The sequence below is a fragment of the Nostocoides veronense genome, from assembly GCF_039531185.1.
GTDB lineage: Bacteria > Actinomycetota > Actinomycetes > Actinomycetales > Dermatophilaceae > Nostocoides_A > Nostocoides_A veronense.
Map to the genome: position 1 here is coordinate 15,767 of NZ_BAAAPO010000056.1, position 15,298 is coordinate 31,064.

A 15,298-nucleotide genomic window follows, 5' to 3' on the forward strand; every position below is an offset into this window, starting at 1 on the left:
GTCGATTCCACGGGGCTTAGCCTGGAGCGGTGACGACGCTGGACCAGGCACCCCCGCAGATGATCCGCCCGCCGGGGCCGGCCCCGAGCCCCTGGCTGCACCGCATCCTGCTGGCCAATGTCGTCGTCGAGGTGCTCATCGTCGTCACCGGCGGGCTGGTCCGCCTGACCGGATCCGGGCTGGGCTGCCCGACCTGGCCTCAGTGCACTCCCGGGTCCTATGTGCCGGTGCGCGAGCAGGCCGAGGGCTTCCACAAGTACATCGAGTTTGGCAACCGGACCCTCACCGGCCTCGTTGGCTTCGTCGCCCTTGCCGCCGTCATCGCGATCTGGCGGTGGACCGACCGCCGCCGCGCGCTCCTGGTCCCGGCGGTCCTCGTGCTCGCCGGCGTTGCCGTGCAGGCAATCCTGGGCGGCATCACGGTGCGCACCGGATTGAACCCGGCCACCGTCGCCGCGCACTTCCTCGTCTCCATGGGGCTGATCGCCGCCGCCACCGCAGCTTATGTGGAGGGGCGTATGCCGCCCGGCCCCCGCCACCTGGTCGTCCCGGGCATCGTGCGCCAGGTGGCCTGGGCGACAACCGCACTCGCCGGGGTGGTGCTCGTCCTCGGCACGATCGTGACCGGTTCTGGTCCCCACTCAGGCGACGCGGACCAGCCCGCGCGCCTCTCGTTCGACCCACGCTCGGCATCGTGGCTGCATGCCGACAGCGTGATGCTCTTCGTCGGGCTGGTGATCGCCATGGTCGTCGCCACCCACCTCGTCGGTCGCACCGAGTTGGTGAAGAACGCCTGGCGCGGCGTTTTGTTCGTCACCCTGGCTCAGGGAGTTGTCGGGTACACGCAGTACTTCACCAAGCTCCCCGAGGCGCTCGTGCTGATGCATATGCTGCTGGCCAGTCTGCTGGTGATCGCCCTGGTCAACGGGCTCAAGCACCTGCGCGGCCAGGCGGAGCCGAGTTGATAGGCGAGGTCACGGCATACCTCGACGGCTTGGATGCGGACCGCGCCGCGGCGCTGCGCCGGGTGCTGGCCATCGTCGCGGAGGAAGCCCCCGAGACGCAGGAGGGCAAGAGCTACGGTATGCCGGCCCTGAAGGTCGCCGGTAAGCCGCTGATCAGCGTCATCGCCACCAAAACCCACCTGAGCCTGTTCCCGTTCTCCGGCGAGATCGTTGAGCGCGTCGCCGACCGCCTGCCCGGGTTCTCGCTCAGCAAGGGCACCATCCGCTTCCAGGTCGACCAGCCGCTGCCGGACGACGTTATCCGCGATATCGTCCGCGCGCGGCTCGCGCAGATCGGCGCCTGAAACCCCGACGGTCCAGACGCAGGCGTCAACGGATCGCGAGATAGACCAGCGGGTCGATGGCGACGGCGAGGAAGAGAACCGTCACATAGGTGATGGAGTAGTGGAAGAGCCGCATCGGTTTCATCTGGGCCATCGACTCCCCCGCCTTGGCGGAGCGCAGCAGCCGGTGCGCCTCGGCGAGGAAGAGCCCGCCGGACAGGGTGGCCGTGGCGGCATACAGCCAACCCATGGGGGCGATCGGGATCAGCACGAGCGAGGTCGCCACCATCACCCAGGAGTAGATGACGATCTGACGTCCGACCGTCACATTGGTCTCGACCACGGGCAGCATCGGGACCCCGGCCTGGGCGTAGTCGTCCTTGAAACGCATGGACAGCGGCCAATAGTGCGGAGGCGTCCAGAAGAAGATCACCAGGAAGAGGACCACCGCGGCCCAGCTCACCGAATTGGTGACGGCCGACCAGCCGATCAGCACCGGCATACAGCCGGCAGCGCCGCCCCACACGATGTTTTGGGAGGTGCGGCGCTTGAGGATCATCGTGTAGCCCACGGCATACAGGGTGATCGCCCCGAGCGACAGCGCCGCCGAGAGCACATTGACGACCACGGCGAACCACACGGTCGAGATGACCGCCAGCGCGGAGGCAAAGATCAGGGCGGCCCGCGGTGTCACCGCTCCCGTGACCAGCGGCCGATTGGCGGTGCGCCCCATGTGGGCGTCGATATCGCGGTCGTAGACCATATTGAAGGCGTTGGCCGAGCCCGCTGACAATGTGCCGCCGACAAGCGTCGCGACCACCAGCCACAGCGAGGGGACGCCGCGCTGCGCGAGGAACATCGTCGGGACGGTGGTGACGAGTAGCAGTTCGATGATCCGCGGCTTGGTGAGCGCGACATAGGCCGCGAGACTGCGGCGCCACGCGGGCCGGGCCGGCACGGCCGCGGGCGTATGCAGCGTGGTCACGGGGGGCCGTCGCCTCGATCCGGAAGGTGGGATGGCCGCGAGAGCGACCAAGATTGATGCCTGCAGTCTACCCACCGGTCTTGCTGCGACGTGGCTCACACCCGGCACTAGGCTGGGAGGGACGTGCCGCACCTCCGACGTCCAGGAAGGACGACTCTGTGACCGCTGTGTCCACCAAGCCCACCCGCAAGCGCGCCGCGAAGGCCACCAGCCGGGCGGTTCCCGCGCCGAAGGCGAAGAAGGCGGGGTGGAGCGATCTGGACGTGCGGGCCGTTGACACCGTGCGCGTGTTGGCAGCGGACGCCGTGCAGAAGGTCGGCAATGGCCACCCCGGCACGGCGATGAGCCTCGCGCCGGTCGCGTATCTGCTCTACCAAAACGTCATGCGCCACGACCCGTCCGACCCGCAGTGGCTGGGCCGCGACCGCTTCGTCCTCTCGTGCGGCCACTCGTCCCTGACGCAATATATCCAGCTGTACTTCTCCGGCTACGGCCTGGAACTCGATGACCTCAAGGCGCTGCGGACCTGGGGTTCGCTGACCCCGGGTCACCCGGAGGTCCACCACACCACCGGCGTCGAGGTGACGACCGGTCCGCTCGGCTCGGGTCTGGCGACGGCCGTCGGTATGGCGTTCGCGCAGCGCCGCGTCCGCGGCCTGCTGGACCCGGACGCCAGAAAGGGCACCAGCCCCTTCGACCACCACGTCTGGGTCGTCGCCTCCGATGGCGACATCATGGAAGGCGTCACCCACGAGGCCAGCGCGCTCGCTGGCCACCAGGAACTCGGCAATCTGACGGTCATCTACGACCAGAACACCATCTCGATCGAGGACAAGACCGAGATCTCGTTCTCCGAGGATGTGGGCAAGCGCTACGAAGCGTATGGCTGGAATGTCGAGACGATCGACTGGCGCCGCGATGGTGATGGCGCGACCTATGTCGAGGATGTCGACGCCCTCCTGGCGGCCTGCGAAAAGAGCCGCAGCGCCAGCAAGCCGACAATGATTGTCCTGCGCACCATCATCGCCTGGCCGTCGCCGACCAAGCAGGACACCGGCAAGTCGCACGGCTCGGCCCTCGGCGACGCCGAGATCGCCGGCCTGAAGGAACTGCTGGGCTTTGACCCGAAGAAGACCTTCGAGGTTTCCCGCGAGGTCATCACGCACGTCCGCAAGGTCAAGGCGCGCGGGAAGGCTGCTCACAAGGAGTGGGAGCCCGGCTACAAGGCCTGGCGCAAGGCCAACGCCGAGGGCGCGGCCCTGCTCGACCGGCTCGTCGCCCGCGAGTTGCCGGCCGGCCTGGCCAAGGCCGTGCCCACCTTCGCTGCCGACCCCAAGGGGCTGGCCACCCGCGCTGCGTCCGGCAAGATTCTCGGCGCGCTCGCGAGCGTCCTGCCCGAGCTGTGGGGTGGCTCGGCCGACCTCGCCGAGTCCAACAACACCACGATGGAGGGCCAACCCTCCTTCATACCCACCGCCAAGCAGACCCGCGAATGGAGCGGGGGCCCGTATGGCCGCACCCTCCACTTCGGCATCCGCGAGTTCGGGATGGGGCTGATTCTCAATGGCATCGCCCTCTCCGGGCTGACCCGGCCGTATGGCGGCACCTTCCTCGTCTTCTCCGACTACATGCGCGGGGCGGTGCGGCTCGCGGCCATCCAGGAGATCGGGGTCACCTTCGTCTGGACCCACGACTCCATCGGCCTCGGCGAGGACGGCCCGACGCACCAGCCGATCGAGCACCTGGCCGCCCTGCGGGCAATCCCCGGCTTCGACGTGATCCGCCCTGCCGACGCCAACGAAACCGCCGCCGCGTGGGTCGCGATCCTGCAGAACGACCGACCGGCAGGTTTGTGCCTGTCACGCCAGGCCTTGCCGACCCAGGACCCCAAGGTGGCCGGGAAGGTCGCCAATGTCAGCAAGGGCGCCTACATCCTGCGCGAGGCGTCGTCGGGGAGCCCGGAAGTCATCCTGATTGCCACCGGCTCTGAAGTCGGCCTGGCCATGTCGGCGGCCGAGACGCTGGAGAAGGCCAAGATCGCGACGCGCGTCGTCTCGATGCCGTGTCGCGAGTGGTTCGAACGTCAGGGCAAGGCCTATCAGGAGAAGATCCTGCCCGCCGGCGTTCGTGCGCGCGTCTCTGTCGAGGCCGGGGTGCCGATGGGCTGGCGCGACCTGGTCGGCGACGCGGGCGAGATCGTCGGCATCGATCACTTCGGTGCCTCCGCCGATGCGGCGACGCTCTTCCGCGAGTTCGGTTTCACGCCCGAGAAGGTCGTGGCCGCCGCCAAGCGCAGCGTGAAGGCTGCGGCAGCGAATGCCGGTCCGCGCACCCCCGCGCCGAGTTCCGCCGACACCGATGTCGACGCCGCCAAGTCCTAGATCTTTCTCAGAAGGAGCGACATGACTGACAACAACAACCTGCAGGCGCTCGCCAACAGCGGCGTCTCCGTCTGGCTCGACGACCTCTCCCGGGCCCGCCTCACGTCGGGCAATCTCAAGGATGTCATGGAGAACAGCGGGGTCGTCGGCGTCACGACGAATCCCTCGATCTTCCAGGCGGCGCTGAGCAATGGGGACTCGTATGCCGCCCAGGTCGCCGAACTCGCCCAGGCCGGCACCTCGGTCGACGACGCCGTCTTCGCCATCACGACGCAAGACGTCCGGGATGCGTGTGATGTCTTCCGCCCGATCTATGACGCCACCGGCGGCAAGGACGGCCGGGTGTCGATCGAGGTTGACCCCCGCCTGGCCCACCAGGAGGCCGAAACCATCGATCAGGCCAAGGCGCTCTATGCCGCGGTCGACCGCGAGAACGTGATGATCAAGATCCCCGCGACAATCGCTGGCTTGCCCGCCATCACGGCTGTCATTGCCGAGGGCATCAGTGTCAATGTCACCTTGATCTTCAGTCTTGAGCGATACCGCGCGGTGATGAATGCCTACCTCGAGGGCCTGGAGCAGGCGCGCGAAGCCGGCAAGGATCTGTCGACGATCTGGTCGGTCGCTTCCTTCTTCGTTTCCCGCGTTGACACCGAGATCGACAAGCGGCTCGACGCCATCGGCACCGATGAGGCCACCGCGCTCAAGGGCAAGGCCGCCGTCGCCAACGCGCGACTCGCCTACCAGGCCTACGAAGAGGTCTTCTTGACCGCGCGCTGGGAGTCGCTGGCCGCCGAAGGCGCCAACAAGCAACGTCCGCTGTGGGCGTCCACGGGCGTGAAGAATCCGGACTATTCCGACACGATGTATGTCACCGACCTGGTCGCGGACAACACCGTCAACACCATGCCGGAGAAGACTCTGCAGGCGGTCATCGACCACGGAGACATCCGCGGGGATGCCGTCACCGGCACCTACGCGGACGCCGCCGCAGTGCTCGATGACATTGCCGCGCAGGGCATTTCCTACACCGAGGTCACCGACCTGCTCGAAGAAGAAGGCGTCGAGAAGTTCGAAGCCTCATGGGCGGACCTGCTCGGCGACCTCCAAGCCGCACTCGACGCGGCGAAGTGACGCAGAGGGCGGGCACCGGTCAGACCGGGCCCGCCCTCTTCGTCTCCCCACGACATACCCGGGAAGGGAAGCATGTCTCCCGCGCGCGTAACGGCTGACCGCAATCCGCTTCGCGATCCTCGCGACCGGCGCCTACCTCGAGTGGCAGGGCCCTGCGGCCTGGTGCTTTTCGGCGTGACCGGCGACCTGGCCCGCAAGAAGCTCATGCCGGCGATCTACGACCTGAGCAATCGCGGGATGTTGCCGCCTGGCTTCTCACTCGTCGGTTTTGCCCGGCGCGATTGGGACGACCAAGAGTTCGGAAAAATTGTTCACGACGCGGTCAAGCAGCATGCCCGCACGCCCTTCAAGGAGGAAGTTTGGCGGGCCTTGTGCGAGGGATTGCGCTTCGTTCAGGGCAGCTTTGACGACGAGGCGGCCTTCGACGAACTCGCCCGCACGCTCGCCGCGCTGGATGAAGAGCGCGGTACCGGGGGGAATCACGGCTTCTACCTCTCGATTCCGCCAGGGTCCTTTGCGACCGTATGCCAGCAGCTCGAGCGCGCCGGACTCTCGACCCCCCACAAGGATGCCTGGCGGCGCGTCGTGATCGAGAAGCCGTTTGGCCATGACCTGGCGTCGGCTCGCGAACTGAATGCCATCGTCGAGGGCGTCTTCCCCGCCGACTCGATCTTCCGGATCGACCACTATCTGGGCAAGGAAACCGTCCAGAATCTGCTCGCGCTGCGCTTTGCGAACCAACTCTTCGAGCCGGTCTGGAACAGCCACTATGTCGACCACGTGCAGATCACCATGGCCGAGGACATCGGGATCGGGGGCCGCGCGGGCTATTACGACGGCATCGGCGCGGCGCGCGATGTCATCCAAAATCACCTGCTCCAACTCCTCGCCCTGACGGCAATGGAGGAGCCCGCGTCATTCGCGGCCGATCAGTTGCGGGCCGAGAAGGAGAAGGTGCTCTCGGCCGTGCGGGTGCCGACCGATATCGCGGGCAGCACCGCGCGCGGGCAGTATGCCGCGGGCTGGCAGGGCAGCGAGCAGGTGGTCGGCTACCTGCAGGAGGAGGGCGTCGCCGCCGATTCGCGCACCGAGACCTATGCCGCAATCCGTCTCGATATCGACACCCGCCGCTGGGCCGGCGTGCCCTTCTATCTGCGAACTGGCAAGCGCCTCGGCAAGCGCGTCACGGAGATCGCGGTCGTCTTCAAGGCCGCACCACACCTGCCCTTTGAGGACACAGCCACCGAGGAGTTGGGCCGCAATGCGATCGTCATCCGCGTGCAGCCCGACGAAGGGGTCACGATGCGCTTCGGCGCGAAAGTGCCTGGGGCGCAAATGGAAGTGCGCGATGTGACGATGGACTTTGGCTATGGCCGGGCCTTCACCGAGTCCTCACCCGAGGCCTACGAACGCCTGATCCTCGATGTGCTCCTCGGCGAGCCGCCCCTTTTCCCGCGGCATGAGGAAGTCGAGCTGTCGTGGCGCATCCTCGATCCGATCGAGAAAGCCTGGGCCAAGGACAAGGCATCGCTGGATCAATATGAAGCGGGCACCTGGGGGCCAGCCTCGGCCGATCAGTTGATGACCCGCGACGGCCGCGTCTGGAGGATGCCGTGACAACCACTCGCTCCGAAACTGAACGGGGACCCCGGTGATCGTCGACCTGCCGAGCACCAATACCGTCACGGTCAGCAAGCGGCTCGTCTCGCTGCGTGATGATGTGGGCGCGATGGCCCTCGGGCGGGTCCTGACCCTCGTCATACCCGTTGACGAGGATCGCGTGGACTCGGCGATCGATATCGCCAATGACGCCAGCCGGCAACACCCGTGCCGCGTGATCGCGCTGGTGTCCGGGAATGCCCGCGGCACCGCGCGGCTCGATGCGCAGATCCGCGTCGGCGGGGACGCCGGAGCCAGTGAGATCGTGGTGTTGCGCATGTATGGCCCGCTCGCCAAGCAGGGCCGAGCTGTGGCCATGCCGCTGCTGCTCGCCGACTCCCCCATCGTTGTGTGGTGGCCGGGAGACTCGCCAGACGATCCGCATACCGATCCGCTGGGGGCACTCGCGCAGCGCCGGATCACCGACACCGCGGCGGCGGCCCGCCCGCACGCGAAACTGGCGCGCCTGGCAAAGAACTACACCGACGGCGACACCGATCTGGCATGGACCCGGGTGACGCTCTGGCGAGGGCGACTCGCGGCAGCGCTGGACCAGCCGCCCTACGAGTCCGTGACCGCAGCGACAGTGGTCGGGGCCGGGGACTCGCCCTCGGCATACCTCCTGGCCGCCTGGCTCGGCAAGAGCCTGCGCTGCCCGGTGTCCATCTCCTCGGCGAAGGCCGGCTCGGGGATCGTCAGCGTGCACCTGGAACGCGCCTCAGGGCCGGTCGATCTTGTGCGCCCCTCGGGCAATCTCGCGACCTTGACCCAGCCGGCGCAGCCAGACCGGGTGGTCGCGCTCCCGCATCGCGGGGATGCCGAGTGCCTCGCCGACGAACTACGCCGGCTCGATGCCGATGAGGTGTATGCCGAGACGCTGGTCCGCGGGCTGCCGAACGTCGCGCGCAAGAATGGCGCGGCGACCTAGGGGCTATTTGATCAGGCCGCGATCGCGCAAGGAGTCGAGGGCCTCGTCGAGGATCTGGGCGCCGTCCGCGTCGGAGCGCCGCTCCTTTACATAGGCCAGATGCGTCTTGTAGGGCTCGACCTTGGGCGCCGTCGGCGGATTGTCCTGGTCCTGCCCGGCGGGCAGCCCGCAGCGCGGGCAATCCCACAGCTCGGGTATGACGAGCCCCTGCTCCTGCGCGAAGCTCGGCCGGGTTTCGTGGTTGTTGGAGCAGAAGTACGAGACGAAGACCCGAGCCGCGACCTCGCCGCGCTCCGCTTCGCCCATGGGACCCGCGCCGACGCGGCTGCCCCGGATCGCATTGCCTCCAGCCATGAAACCCTTCCGTCCTCTCTGACGTGCTTGGTCCGGCCGAGCCGGCGAATTCTTAGTTGAAGCGGTCGATCAGGCCGATGCCGAGAATGGCGGTCGTCCACACGAGGGCGATGACGACCGTGATGCGGGTCAAGTTGCGCTCGGCGACCGAAGACGAGGACATCGAGGTCGACAAACCGCCACCGAACATGTCCGACACCCCGCCGCCCTTGCCCTTGTGGAGCAAGATGAGCAGGGTCAGGAAGAGGCCGGTGACGACGAGCAGCACCTGCAGCCCGATTCGCACAGCATCCACGGTTCACGCCTTTCGATTGGTCAATCTGGCCAGTCGCAACGGGCCCCCGGCAGGATACCCCGCCGCACTCCGCTCTCCAACGCGCCGCCACGGCATAGCCGGTTCCCGGGTCTGGCCCGACGCGGCCGGCGGGAGGGGGTGTGCCTAACCTCTGCTAGCAGAAGCTAGTCGACTGTCAACACCTTGCAAGCTGTGCACAGTTGACTACCTTCTGCTAGCAGAGGTTAGGAAGCCAGCGCCACGCGCACCCCGGCCACCGAGACGGGCGGGCGCCGGTCAGGCGTCGGGGGTCAGGTGCTTCTGGTAGCGGCAGATGGCCGCGAACTCGGTCGGGTCGAGGCTCGCGCCGCCGACGAGGGCGCCGTCGACATCCTCGCCGGCCATGATCGAGGCGATATTGCCGGACTTGACCGAGCCGCCATACAGGATGCGTATGCCGTCCGCCGTGTCGCCGGAGTACATCTCGGCGAGCTGGGTGCGTATGGCCGCGCACACTTCCTGGGCGTCCTCGGGCGTGGCGACCTCGCCCGTGCCGATGGCCCAAATGGGCTCATAGGCCACGACGATGGATCGCACCTGCTCGGGGGTCAGCTTGGCCAGGCCCGCCTTGATCTGCTCCAGCACGTGCGAGACGTGGGTGCCCGCCTTGCGGATCTCCAGGCCCTCGCCGACGCAGAAAATCGGGGTCAAGCCGTAGCGGTACGCCGCCGCGAGCTTGTCCGCGACGACCGCGTCACTCTCGTGGTGGTATTCGCGACGCTCGCTGTGCCCGACGATCACATAGGTGCAGCCAAGTTTGGCGAGGAAGGCGCCGCTGATCTCACCGGTGTAGGCGCCGCTGTCGTGGACCGAGAGGTCCTGTGCGCCGTGCTTGAGCTCGAGCTTGTCGCCATCGATCAGGGTCTGGACGGTGCGCAGGTCGGTGAACGGCGGGCAGACCACCACCTCAACTGCGCCGAAGTCGTGATTGGCGTCCCGAAGGGTCCAATCCAACTTCTGCACCAGCAGGGTGCCCTGCAGGTGGTCGAGGTTCATCTTCCAGTTGCCCGCCATCAGCGGGGTGCGGCTCATGATTTTGACTCCAGGATGGTGATGCCGGGCAGCGCCTTGCCTTCGAGGTATTCGAGGGAGGCGCCGCCACCGGTGGAAATGTGCCCGAACTGCTCGTCGGCGAAGCCGAGTTGGCGCACGGCGGCGGCGGAGTCGCCACCACCGACGACGGTCAGGGCGCCAGCCGCGGTGGCGTCGACGAGAGCCTGGGCGACGGCCTTGGTGCCGCCGGCGAAGGGCGCCATCTCGAAGGCACCCATCGGACCGTTCCAGAAGACGGTGCGGGCGTCGGCGAGCTTGCCGGCATACAGCGCAGCAGACTCCGGACCGATGTCCAAGCCCATCGTGTCGGCCGGGATGGCATCCGCCGCGACGACGGCGGTCTCGGTGTCCTCGGCGAAGTCCTTGCCGACGATGACATCGACGGGCAGCACGATCTCGACCCCGGATTCCTGGGCCCGGGCGAGGTAGCCCTTGCAGGCCTCCAGCGATTCGGCGTCGAAGAGGCTCTTGCCGATCTCGTGGCCCTGAGCTGCGAGGAAGGTGAAGAGCATGCCGCCGCCGATCAATAGGCGGTCGGCCTTGCCGACCAGGTTGTCGATGACCGCGAGCTTGTCGGCGACCTTCGCGCCGCCGAGCACCACGACATACGGCCGCTGCGGGTCCTCGGTCAATCGCTTGAGGACATCGACTTCGGTCTTGACCAGACCACCCATCGCCGAGGGTAGGAGGGTCGCCACGTCATAGACCGAAGCCTGCTTGCGGTGCACGACACCGAAACCGTCCGAGACATAGGCGTCGGCAAGGCCGGCGAGGGCGCCCGCGAACTCGGCCCGCTCCTCATCGGTCTTGGCCGTCTCCCCCGCGTTGAAGCGCAGGTTCTCGAGGAGGACGACATCGCCATCGGACATCGCGTCGACCGCCGTGTGAGCGGACGGGCCGACGGTGTCCTCGGCGAAAGTGACGTCCTGCCCGAGCAACTCACCAAGGCGCGCGGCGACCGGGGCCAGGGAGTATTTCGCCTCCGGGGCGCCCTTGGGCCGCCCGAGGTGGGCGCACACGATGACGCGTGCGCCCGCCTCGGTCAGTGCCGAGATCGTGGGGATCGAGGCTCGGATCCGACCGTCGTCGGTGATCGTCGTGCCGTCGAGCGGGACGTTGAGGTCGGACCGGACGAGGACGCGCTTGCCGCGCAGGTCGCCCAAAGAGGCCAGATCACCCATGACGGATCAGAGGCTCTTGCCGACCAGGTTGACCAGGTCAACGAGGCGGTTGGAGTAGCCCCACTCGTTGTCATACCAGCCGACGACCTTGACCTGGTTGCCGATGACCTTGGTCAGCGGAGCATCGAAGATGCAGGACGCCGCGTCGGTGACGATGTCGGAGGAGACGATCGGGTCCTCGGAGTACTTCAGGAAACCCTTGAGCGGGCCTTCCGCGGCCGCCTTGACGATCGCGTTGACCTCTTCGACCGTGGTCTCGCGGGAGGCCTCGAAGGTGAGGTCGGTGGCGGAGCCCGTGGGCACCGGCACGCGCAGGGCGTAGCCGTCGAGCTTGCCCTTCAGTTCCGGCAGCACGAGAGCAACGGCCTTGGCGGCACCGGTCGTGGTGGGCACGATGTTCAGGGCGGCACCGCGGGCGCGGCGCAGGTCCTTGTGCGGTCCATCGAGAAGGTTCTGGTCGCCGGTGTAGGCGTGCACGGTGGTCATCAGGCCGCGCACGATGCCGAGGCCGTCGTTGAGCGCCTTGGCCATCGGGGCCAGGCAGTTCGTGGTGCACGAGGCGTTGGAGATGATGTTGTGCTTCTCCGGGTCGTAGTCGCCGTCGTTGACGCCCATGACGAAGGTCGCGTCCTCGTTCTTGGCGGGCGCGGAGATGATGACCTTCTTGGCGCCACCGTCGAGGTGGGCCTTGGCCTTCTCGGCGTCGGTGAAGAAGCCGGTGGACTCGATGACGATGTCGGCGCCGACCGACTTCCAGTCGAGGTTGGCGGGGTCGCGGTCTTCGAAGACCTTGAAGGACTTGCCGTCGACGGAGATGGAGGACTCGTCATAGGTGACATCGCCGTCGAGGCGGCCCAGGATCGAGTCGTACTTCAGGAGCGTGGCGAGCGTCTTGTTGTCCGTCAAGTCGTTGACGGCGACGATCTCGATGTCGGCACCCGACGCCAGGACGGCGCGGAAAAAGTTGCGGCCGATGCGGCCGAAGCCGTTGATGCCAACGCGAACAGTCATGCGAAAGCCTTGCCTTCCGATTGGGATGGAGGCGCCGCGACACTGCGGCGCCGGAACCACTTCCCAGCCTATTGCGCCCGTGTGATCAAGCACACGGCGCCCACGGATCGGACACTTCGGGCCCCGCCGTCTCAGCCGGCGGACGGCGCGGAGTCAGGTGTCGAGCATGTCCGGGGTGATCGCCGCCTCGGTGTCCGGAATGCCCAGATCGGCGGCCCTTTTGTCCGCCATCGCCAGCAGCCGACGGATGCGGCCGGCGACGGCGTCCTTGGTCATCGGCGGGCTCGCGAGGGCGCCGAGTTCTTCGAGGGAGGCCTCCTTGTTCGCCACCCGCAGGTCACCCGCGACCCGCAGGTGGTCCGGCACGTCATCGCCGAGAATCTCCAGGGCGCGCTGCACGCGAGCCCCGGCCGCGACAGCGGCGCGCGCGGATCGGCGCAGGTTGGCGTCGTCGAAGTTCGCGAGCCGGTTGGCGGTGGCCCGCACCTCGCGCCGCATCCGGCGCTCCTCCCAGACCAGCACCGCCTCATGCGCGCCCATCCGGGTGAGCATCGCGCCGATCGCGTCGCCATCGCGGATGACGACGCGGTCCACTCCGCGCACATCCCGTGCCTTCGCGGGTATGTCGAGGCGCCGGGCCGCCCCGACCAGCGCGAGGGCGGCTTCCGGCCCCGGGCAGGTGATCTCCAGGGCCGATGAGCGGCCGGGTTCCGTGAGCGAGCCATGGGCAAGGAAGGCTCCGCGCCAGGCGGCGACCGCGTCACACATCGCGCCGCCGACGACCTTGGCCGGCAGGCCACGCACGGGACGACCGCGGGGATCGATCAGGCCGGTCTGGCGGGCCAGGACCTCGCCACCCTCGACGACGCGCACGACATACCTGCTTCCCCGGCGCAATCCACTGGCCGCTAGGACGACGATCTCGCTGCGATGCCCATAGAGCTCGTGGATGTCCTTGCGCAGGCGGCGGGCGACGCTCGCGGTGTCGAGTTCGGCCTCAACAACGATTCGCCCGCCGATGATGTGCAGGCCGCCGGCGAATCGGAGCATCGAGGCAACCTCCGCCTTGCGGCAGCAGGTCTTCGCGATATCGAGCCGACTCAGCTCGTCCTTCACCGATGCGGTCATGGCCATCGGGCTATGGTGCCATCCCCATCCGGGGTTCGCCGCCCTGGCCGCTGGCCAAGGGTCGTCAGCCGCCGAAGATGTCCCGATAGGCGGCCGCGAGGCGCAACGGATCGTGGATGCCGGGCGCCAGATGCGTCGAAACGTGCTGGATCATCAGGTTCGCGCCCAGGTCTTCGACGGCCCGACGCAGGGCGCTCTCGTCGTCGACGATCGAGGGGTCGGCGAGCACCACGTCGAGCCGAAGTCCCTCCGCGTGCTCGCGCAGCGATTCGATATGCCGGACCGCGGAGAAGCCACGTGTCTCCTTGGTGTGCATCTCCATATTCAGCGTGAGTAATCGGCGAGCTCGGCTATGCAGCAAGGCCTCCCGAAGCTTGGGCACGAGGAGATGCGGGAGCACGCTGGTGAACCACGAGCCTGGGCCGAGGACGATCCAGTCGCACTCACCGAGCGCCGCCAGCGCATCCGGGTGAGCGGGTGGGTCCTCCGGAAGCAGCGCGACCGAGTGGATCAGCCCGGAGGTCCGGGCGACTTGATGCTGACCGGTCACGACGGTCCGCTGATCGGGTTGCTCCGGATCGAGGGAGACCGAGGCGGCGATCTCCAGGGGCACGGCGGCCATCGGCAGGACTCGGCCGTAGGCGTTTAGCAGCCGGCCGACCAGTTGCAGGCCGTGCACGGGCTCGGGGTCGAGATCCCATAGGGCGACGATCAAGAGGTTGCCGAGCGCGTGGCCACCGAGGGGGCCATCACCGCTGAAGCGATGCTGCAGCACATCTCGCCACTGGTGGCCCCAATCGCTGTCCGCGCAGAGCGCCGAAAGCGCCATCCGTAGGTCGCCGGGGGGGAGCACGCCGAACTCTTCGCGCAACCGTCCGCTCGAGCCGCCATTGTCGGCGACGGTGACGATGGCGGTGATCGACTCCGATACATGCCGCAGCGCCGAGAGGGAGGCGGCCAGCCCGTGGCCGCCGCCAAGCGCGACAACATGCGGGCCGCTCATTCACGCCCCAAATCACGGTGCATGACGAAGGTCGCGAAGAGATCGCCGTCCAGCCGCCGAGCGAGCTCTTCGGCAATCGCGACCGAGCGGTGCTTGCCGCCGGTGCAGCCGACCGCAACCGTGGCATAGCGCCGCCCCTCGCGCTCGTAGCCTGCTCCCACGGTCTGCAGCAAGGCAACAACCTGGTCGACGAAGGGCTCGGCGCCCTCTTGGCCGCGCACGAACTCCGCGACGGGCGCGTCCACGCCGGTCAGCGCCCGCAGCTCCGGCACCCAAAACGGGTTCGGCAGGAAGCGCATATCGAAGACGAAATCGGCGTCGAGGGGGACGCCATATTTGAAGCCGAAGGAAACCACCGCAAGCCGCGCCCGCCGCTCCCCGGCGGCGAACATGGGGGTCACTTTCGCCGAGAGTTGATGGACGTTCAAACCGCTGGTGTCGATGATGACGCTGGCATTACTGCGCAAGTCCGCGAGTTGAGCGCGCTCGGCTTGGATCCCGTCGAGGAGCCGTCCGTCGCCCTGGAGCGGATGCGGACGGCGCACACTTTCGAAGCGCCGCACCAGCGCCTCGTCAGTGGCCTCCAAGAACAGGACATTGGCGTGCCAGCCCTCAGCGGTCAAGGTGGCCAAGGCGTCCGACAGGGTCTGGGAAAACTCGCGGGCACGGACATCGGCGATCGCGGCGATGCGTGGCGGCCGCAAGCCCCGCGCAGCCGTCGTGGCCGCGAGGTGGAGCAGCGGCAGCAGCAGAGCCGGCGGGAGGTTGTCGACGACATACCAGCCCATGTCCTCCAAGACATTGCCGACTGTCGAGCGGCCCGCGCCACTCATCCCGGTGACGACGATGATCTCCACAT

General features: G+C 67.6%; 15 protein-coding genes. 6 read left to right on the forward strand and 9 right to left on the reverse strand.

Annotation, left to right across the window (positions count from 1 at the left end):
* Positions 1-29 precede the first annotated feature (29 nt).
* Positions 30-965, forward strand: a complete 936-nt coding sequence (locus ABD225_RS17110; protein ID WP_344088401.1) for a COX15/CtaA family protein — start codon at positions 30-32, stop codon at positions 963-965.
* A complete protein-coding gene (locus ABD225_RS17115) occupies positions 962-1,309 on the forward strand; it encodes an iron chaperone (protein WP_344088404.1) in 348 nt (115 codons plus the stop codon). The genes ABD225_RS17110 and ABD225_RS17115 overlap by 4 nt, the downstream gene beginning before the upstream one ends.
* A 25-nt stretch (positions 1,310-1,334) precedes the next feature.
* Here ABD225_RS17115 and ABD225_RS17120 read toward each other — a convergent pair whose 3' ends face one another.
* Complete coding sequence (locus ABD225_RS17120; RefSeq protein ID WP_425564483.1) at positions 1,335-2,273, reverse strand: heme o synthase; 939 nt, start codon at positions 2,271-2,273, stop codon at positions 1,335-1,337.
* A 167-nt stretch (positions 2,274-2,440) separates the two neighbouring features.
* On the opposite strand from ABD225_RS17120, the gene tkt reads away from it, so the two are divergent.
* The 4 genes from tkt to ABD225_RS17140 all read left to right on the forward strand — a co-directional run bounded on the left by tkt (position 2,441) and on the right by ABD225_RS17140 (position 8,375).
* Positions 2,441-4,654: a transketolase gene (gene tkt, locus ABD225_RS17125; protein WP_344088474.1), complete on the forward strand. Its 2,214-nt coding sequence runs from the start codon at positions 2,441-2,443 to the stop codon at positions 4,652-4,654.
* Positions 4,655-4,675: 21 nt separating this feature from the next.
* Positions 4,676-5,788, forward strand: a complete 1,113-nt coding sequence (gene tal, locus ABD225_RS17130; RefSeq protein WP_344088407.1) for a transaldolase — start codon at positions 4,676-4,678, stop codon at positions 5,786-5,788.
* Between the two features lie 72 nt (positions 5,789-5,860).
* Entirely contained in the window at positions 5,861-7,405 is a 1,545-nt protein-coding gene (gene zwf / locus ABD225_RS17135) for a glucose-6-phosphate dehydrogenase (RefSeq protein WP_344088410.1), read from the forward strand.
* Between the two features lie 34 nt (positions 7,406-7,439).
* Positions 7,440-8,375: a glucose-6-phosphate dehydrogenase assembly protein OpcA gene (locus ABD225_RS17140; RefSeq protein ID WP_344088413.1), complete on the forward strand. Its 936-nt coding sequence runs from the start codon at positions 7,440-7,442 to the stop codon at positions 8,373-8,375.
* Between the two features lie 3 nt (positions 8,376-8,378).
* Here ABD225_RS17140 and ABD225_RS17145 read toward each other — a convergent pair whose 3' ends face one another.
* From ABD225_RS17145 to rapZ, 8 genes are all read right to left on the reverse strand, one after another.
* Positions 8,379-8,729 carry an RNA polymerase-binding protein RbpA gene (locus tag ABD225_RS17145; protein WP_344088416.1) on the reverse strand — a complete coding sequence of 117 codons (351 nt, stop codon included), beginning with the start codon at positions 8,727-8,729 and terminating at the stop codon, positions 8,379-8,381.
* 52 nt (positions 8,730-8,781) lie between these two features.
* Positions 8,782-9,024 (reverse strand): preprotein translocase subunit SecG, encoded by a 243-nt coding sequence (gene secG, locus ABD225_RS17150; protein WP_344088420.1) that lies wholly within the window; start codon positions 9,022-9,024, stop codon positions 8,782-8,784.
* A 276-nt stretch (positions 9,025-9,300) separates the two neighbouring features.
* Positions 9,301-10,098: a triose-phosphate isomerase gene (gene tpiA, locus ABD225_RS17155; protein ID WP_344088477.1), complete on the reverse strand. Its 798-nt coding sequence runs from the start codon at positions 10,096-10,098 to the stop codon at positions 9,301-9,303.
* Entirely contained in the window at positions 10,092-11,297 is a 1,206-nt protein-coding gene (locus ABD225_RS17160) for a phosphoglycerate kinase (protein WP_344088423.1), read from the reverse strand. The genes tpiA and ABD225_RS17160 overlap by 7 nt, the downstream gene beginning before the upstream one ends.
* Before the next feature lie 6 nt (positions 11,298-11,303).
* Positions 11,304-12,308, reverse strand: coding sequence for a type I glyceraldehyde-3-phosphate dehydrogenase (gene gap / locus ABD225_RS17165; protein WP_344088426.1), 1,005 nt, complete (start codon positions 12,306-12,308; stop codon positions 11,304-11,306).
* 153 nt (positions 12,309-12,461) lie between these two features.
* Entirely contained in the window at positions 12,462-13,442 is a 981-nt protein-coding gene (whiA, locus tag ABD225_RS17170; protein ID WP_344088429.1) for a DNA-binding protein WhiA, read from the reverse strand.
* A 58-nt stretch (positions 13,443-13,500) separates the two neighbouring features.
* Positions 13,501-14,439: a gluconeogenesis factor YvcK family protein gene (locus ABD225_RS17175; protein WP_344088432.1), complete on the reverse strand. Its 939-nt coding sequence runs from the start codon at positions 14,437-14,439 to the stop codon at positions 13,501-13,503.
* Positions 14,436-15,272, reverse strand: coding sequence for an RNase adapter RapZ (gene rapZ, locus ABD225_RS17180; RefSeq protein ID WP_425564487.1), 837 nt, complete (start codon positions 15,270-15,272; stop codon positions 14,436-14,438). Before rapZ ends, ABD225_RS17175 begins: the two co-directional genes overlap by 4 nt.
* Positions 15,273-15,298 lie beyond the last annotated feature (26 nt).

Excerpts from the sequence above, each read along its gene's own strand:
- zwf (WP_344088410.1), top strand. The coding sequence starts at position 5,861 with ATGTCTCCCGCGCGCGTAACGGCTGACCGCAATCCGCTTCGCGATCCT.
- whiA (WP_344088429.1), bottom strand. The coding sequence starts at position 13,442 with ATGGCCATGACCGCATCGGTGAAGGACGAGCTGAGTCGGCTCGATATC.
- ABD225_RS17160 (WP_344088423.1), bottom strand. The coding sequence starts at position 11,297 with ATGGGTGATCTGGCCTCTTTGGGCGACCTGCGCGGCAAGCGCGTCCTC.
- rapZ (WP_425564487.1), bottom strand. The coding sequence starts at position 15,272 with ATGAGTGGCGCGGGCCGCTCGACAGTCGGCAATGTCTTGGAGGACATG.
- ABD225_RS17175 (WP_344088432.1), bottom strand. The coding sequence starts at position 14,439 with ATGAGCGGCCCGCATGTTGTCGCGCTTGGCGGCGGCCACGGGCTGGCC.
- ABD225_RS17145 (WP_344088416.1), bottom strand. The coding sequence starts at position 8,729 with ATGGCTGGAGGCAATGCGATCCGGGGCAGCCGCGTCGGCGCGGGTCCC.
- tal (WP_344088407.1), top strand. The coding sequence starts at position 4,676 with ATGACTGACAACAACAACCTGCAGGCGCTCGCCAACAGCGGCGTCTCC.
- gap (WP_344088426.1), bottom strand. The coding sequence starts at position 12,308 with ATGACTGTTCGCGTTGGCATCAACGGCTTCGGCCGCATCGGCCGCAAC.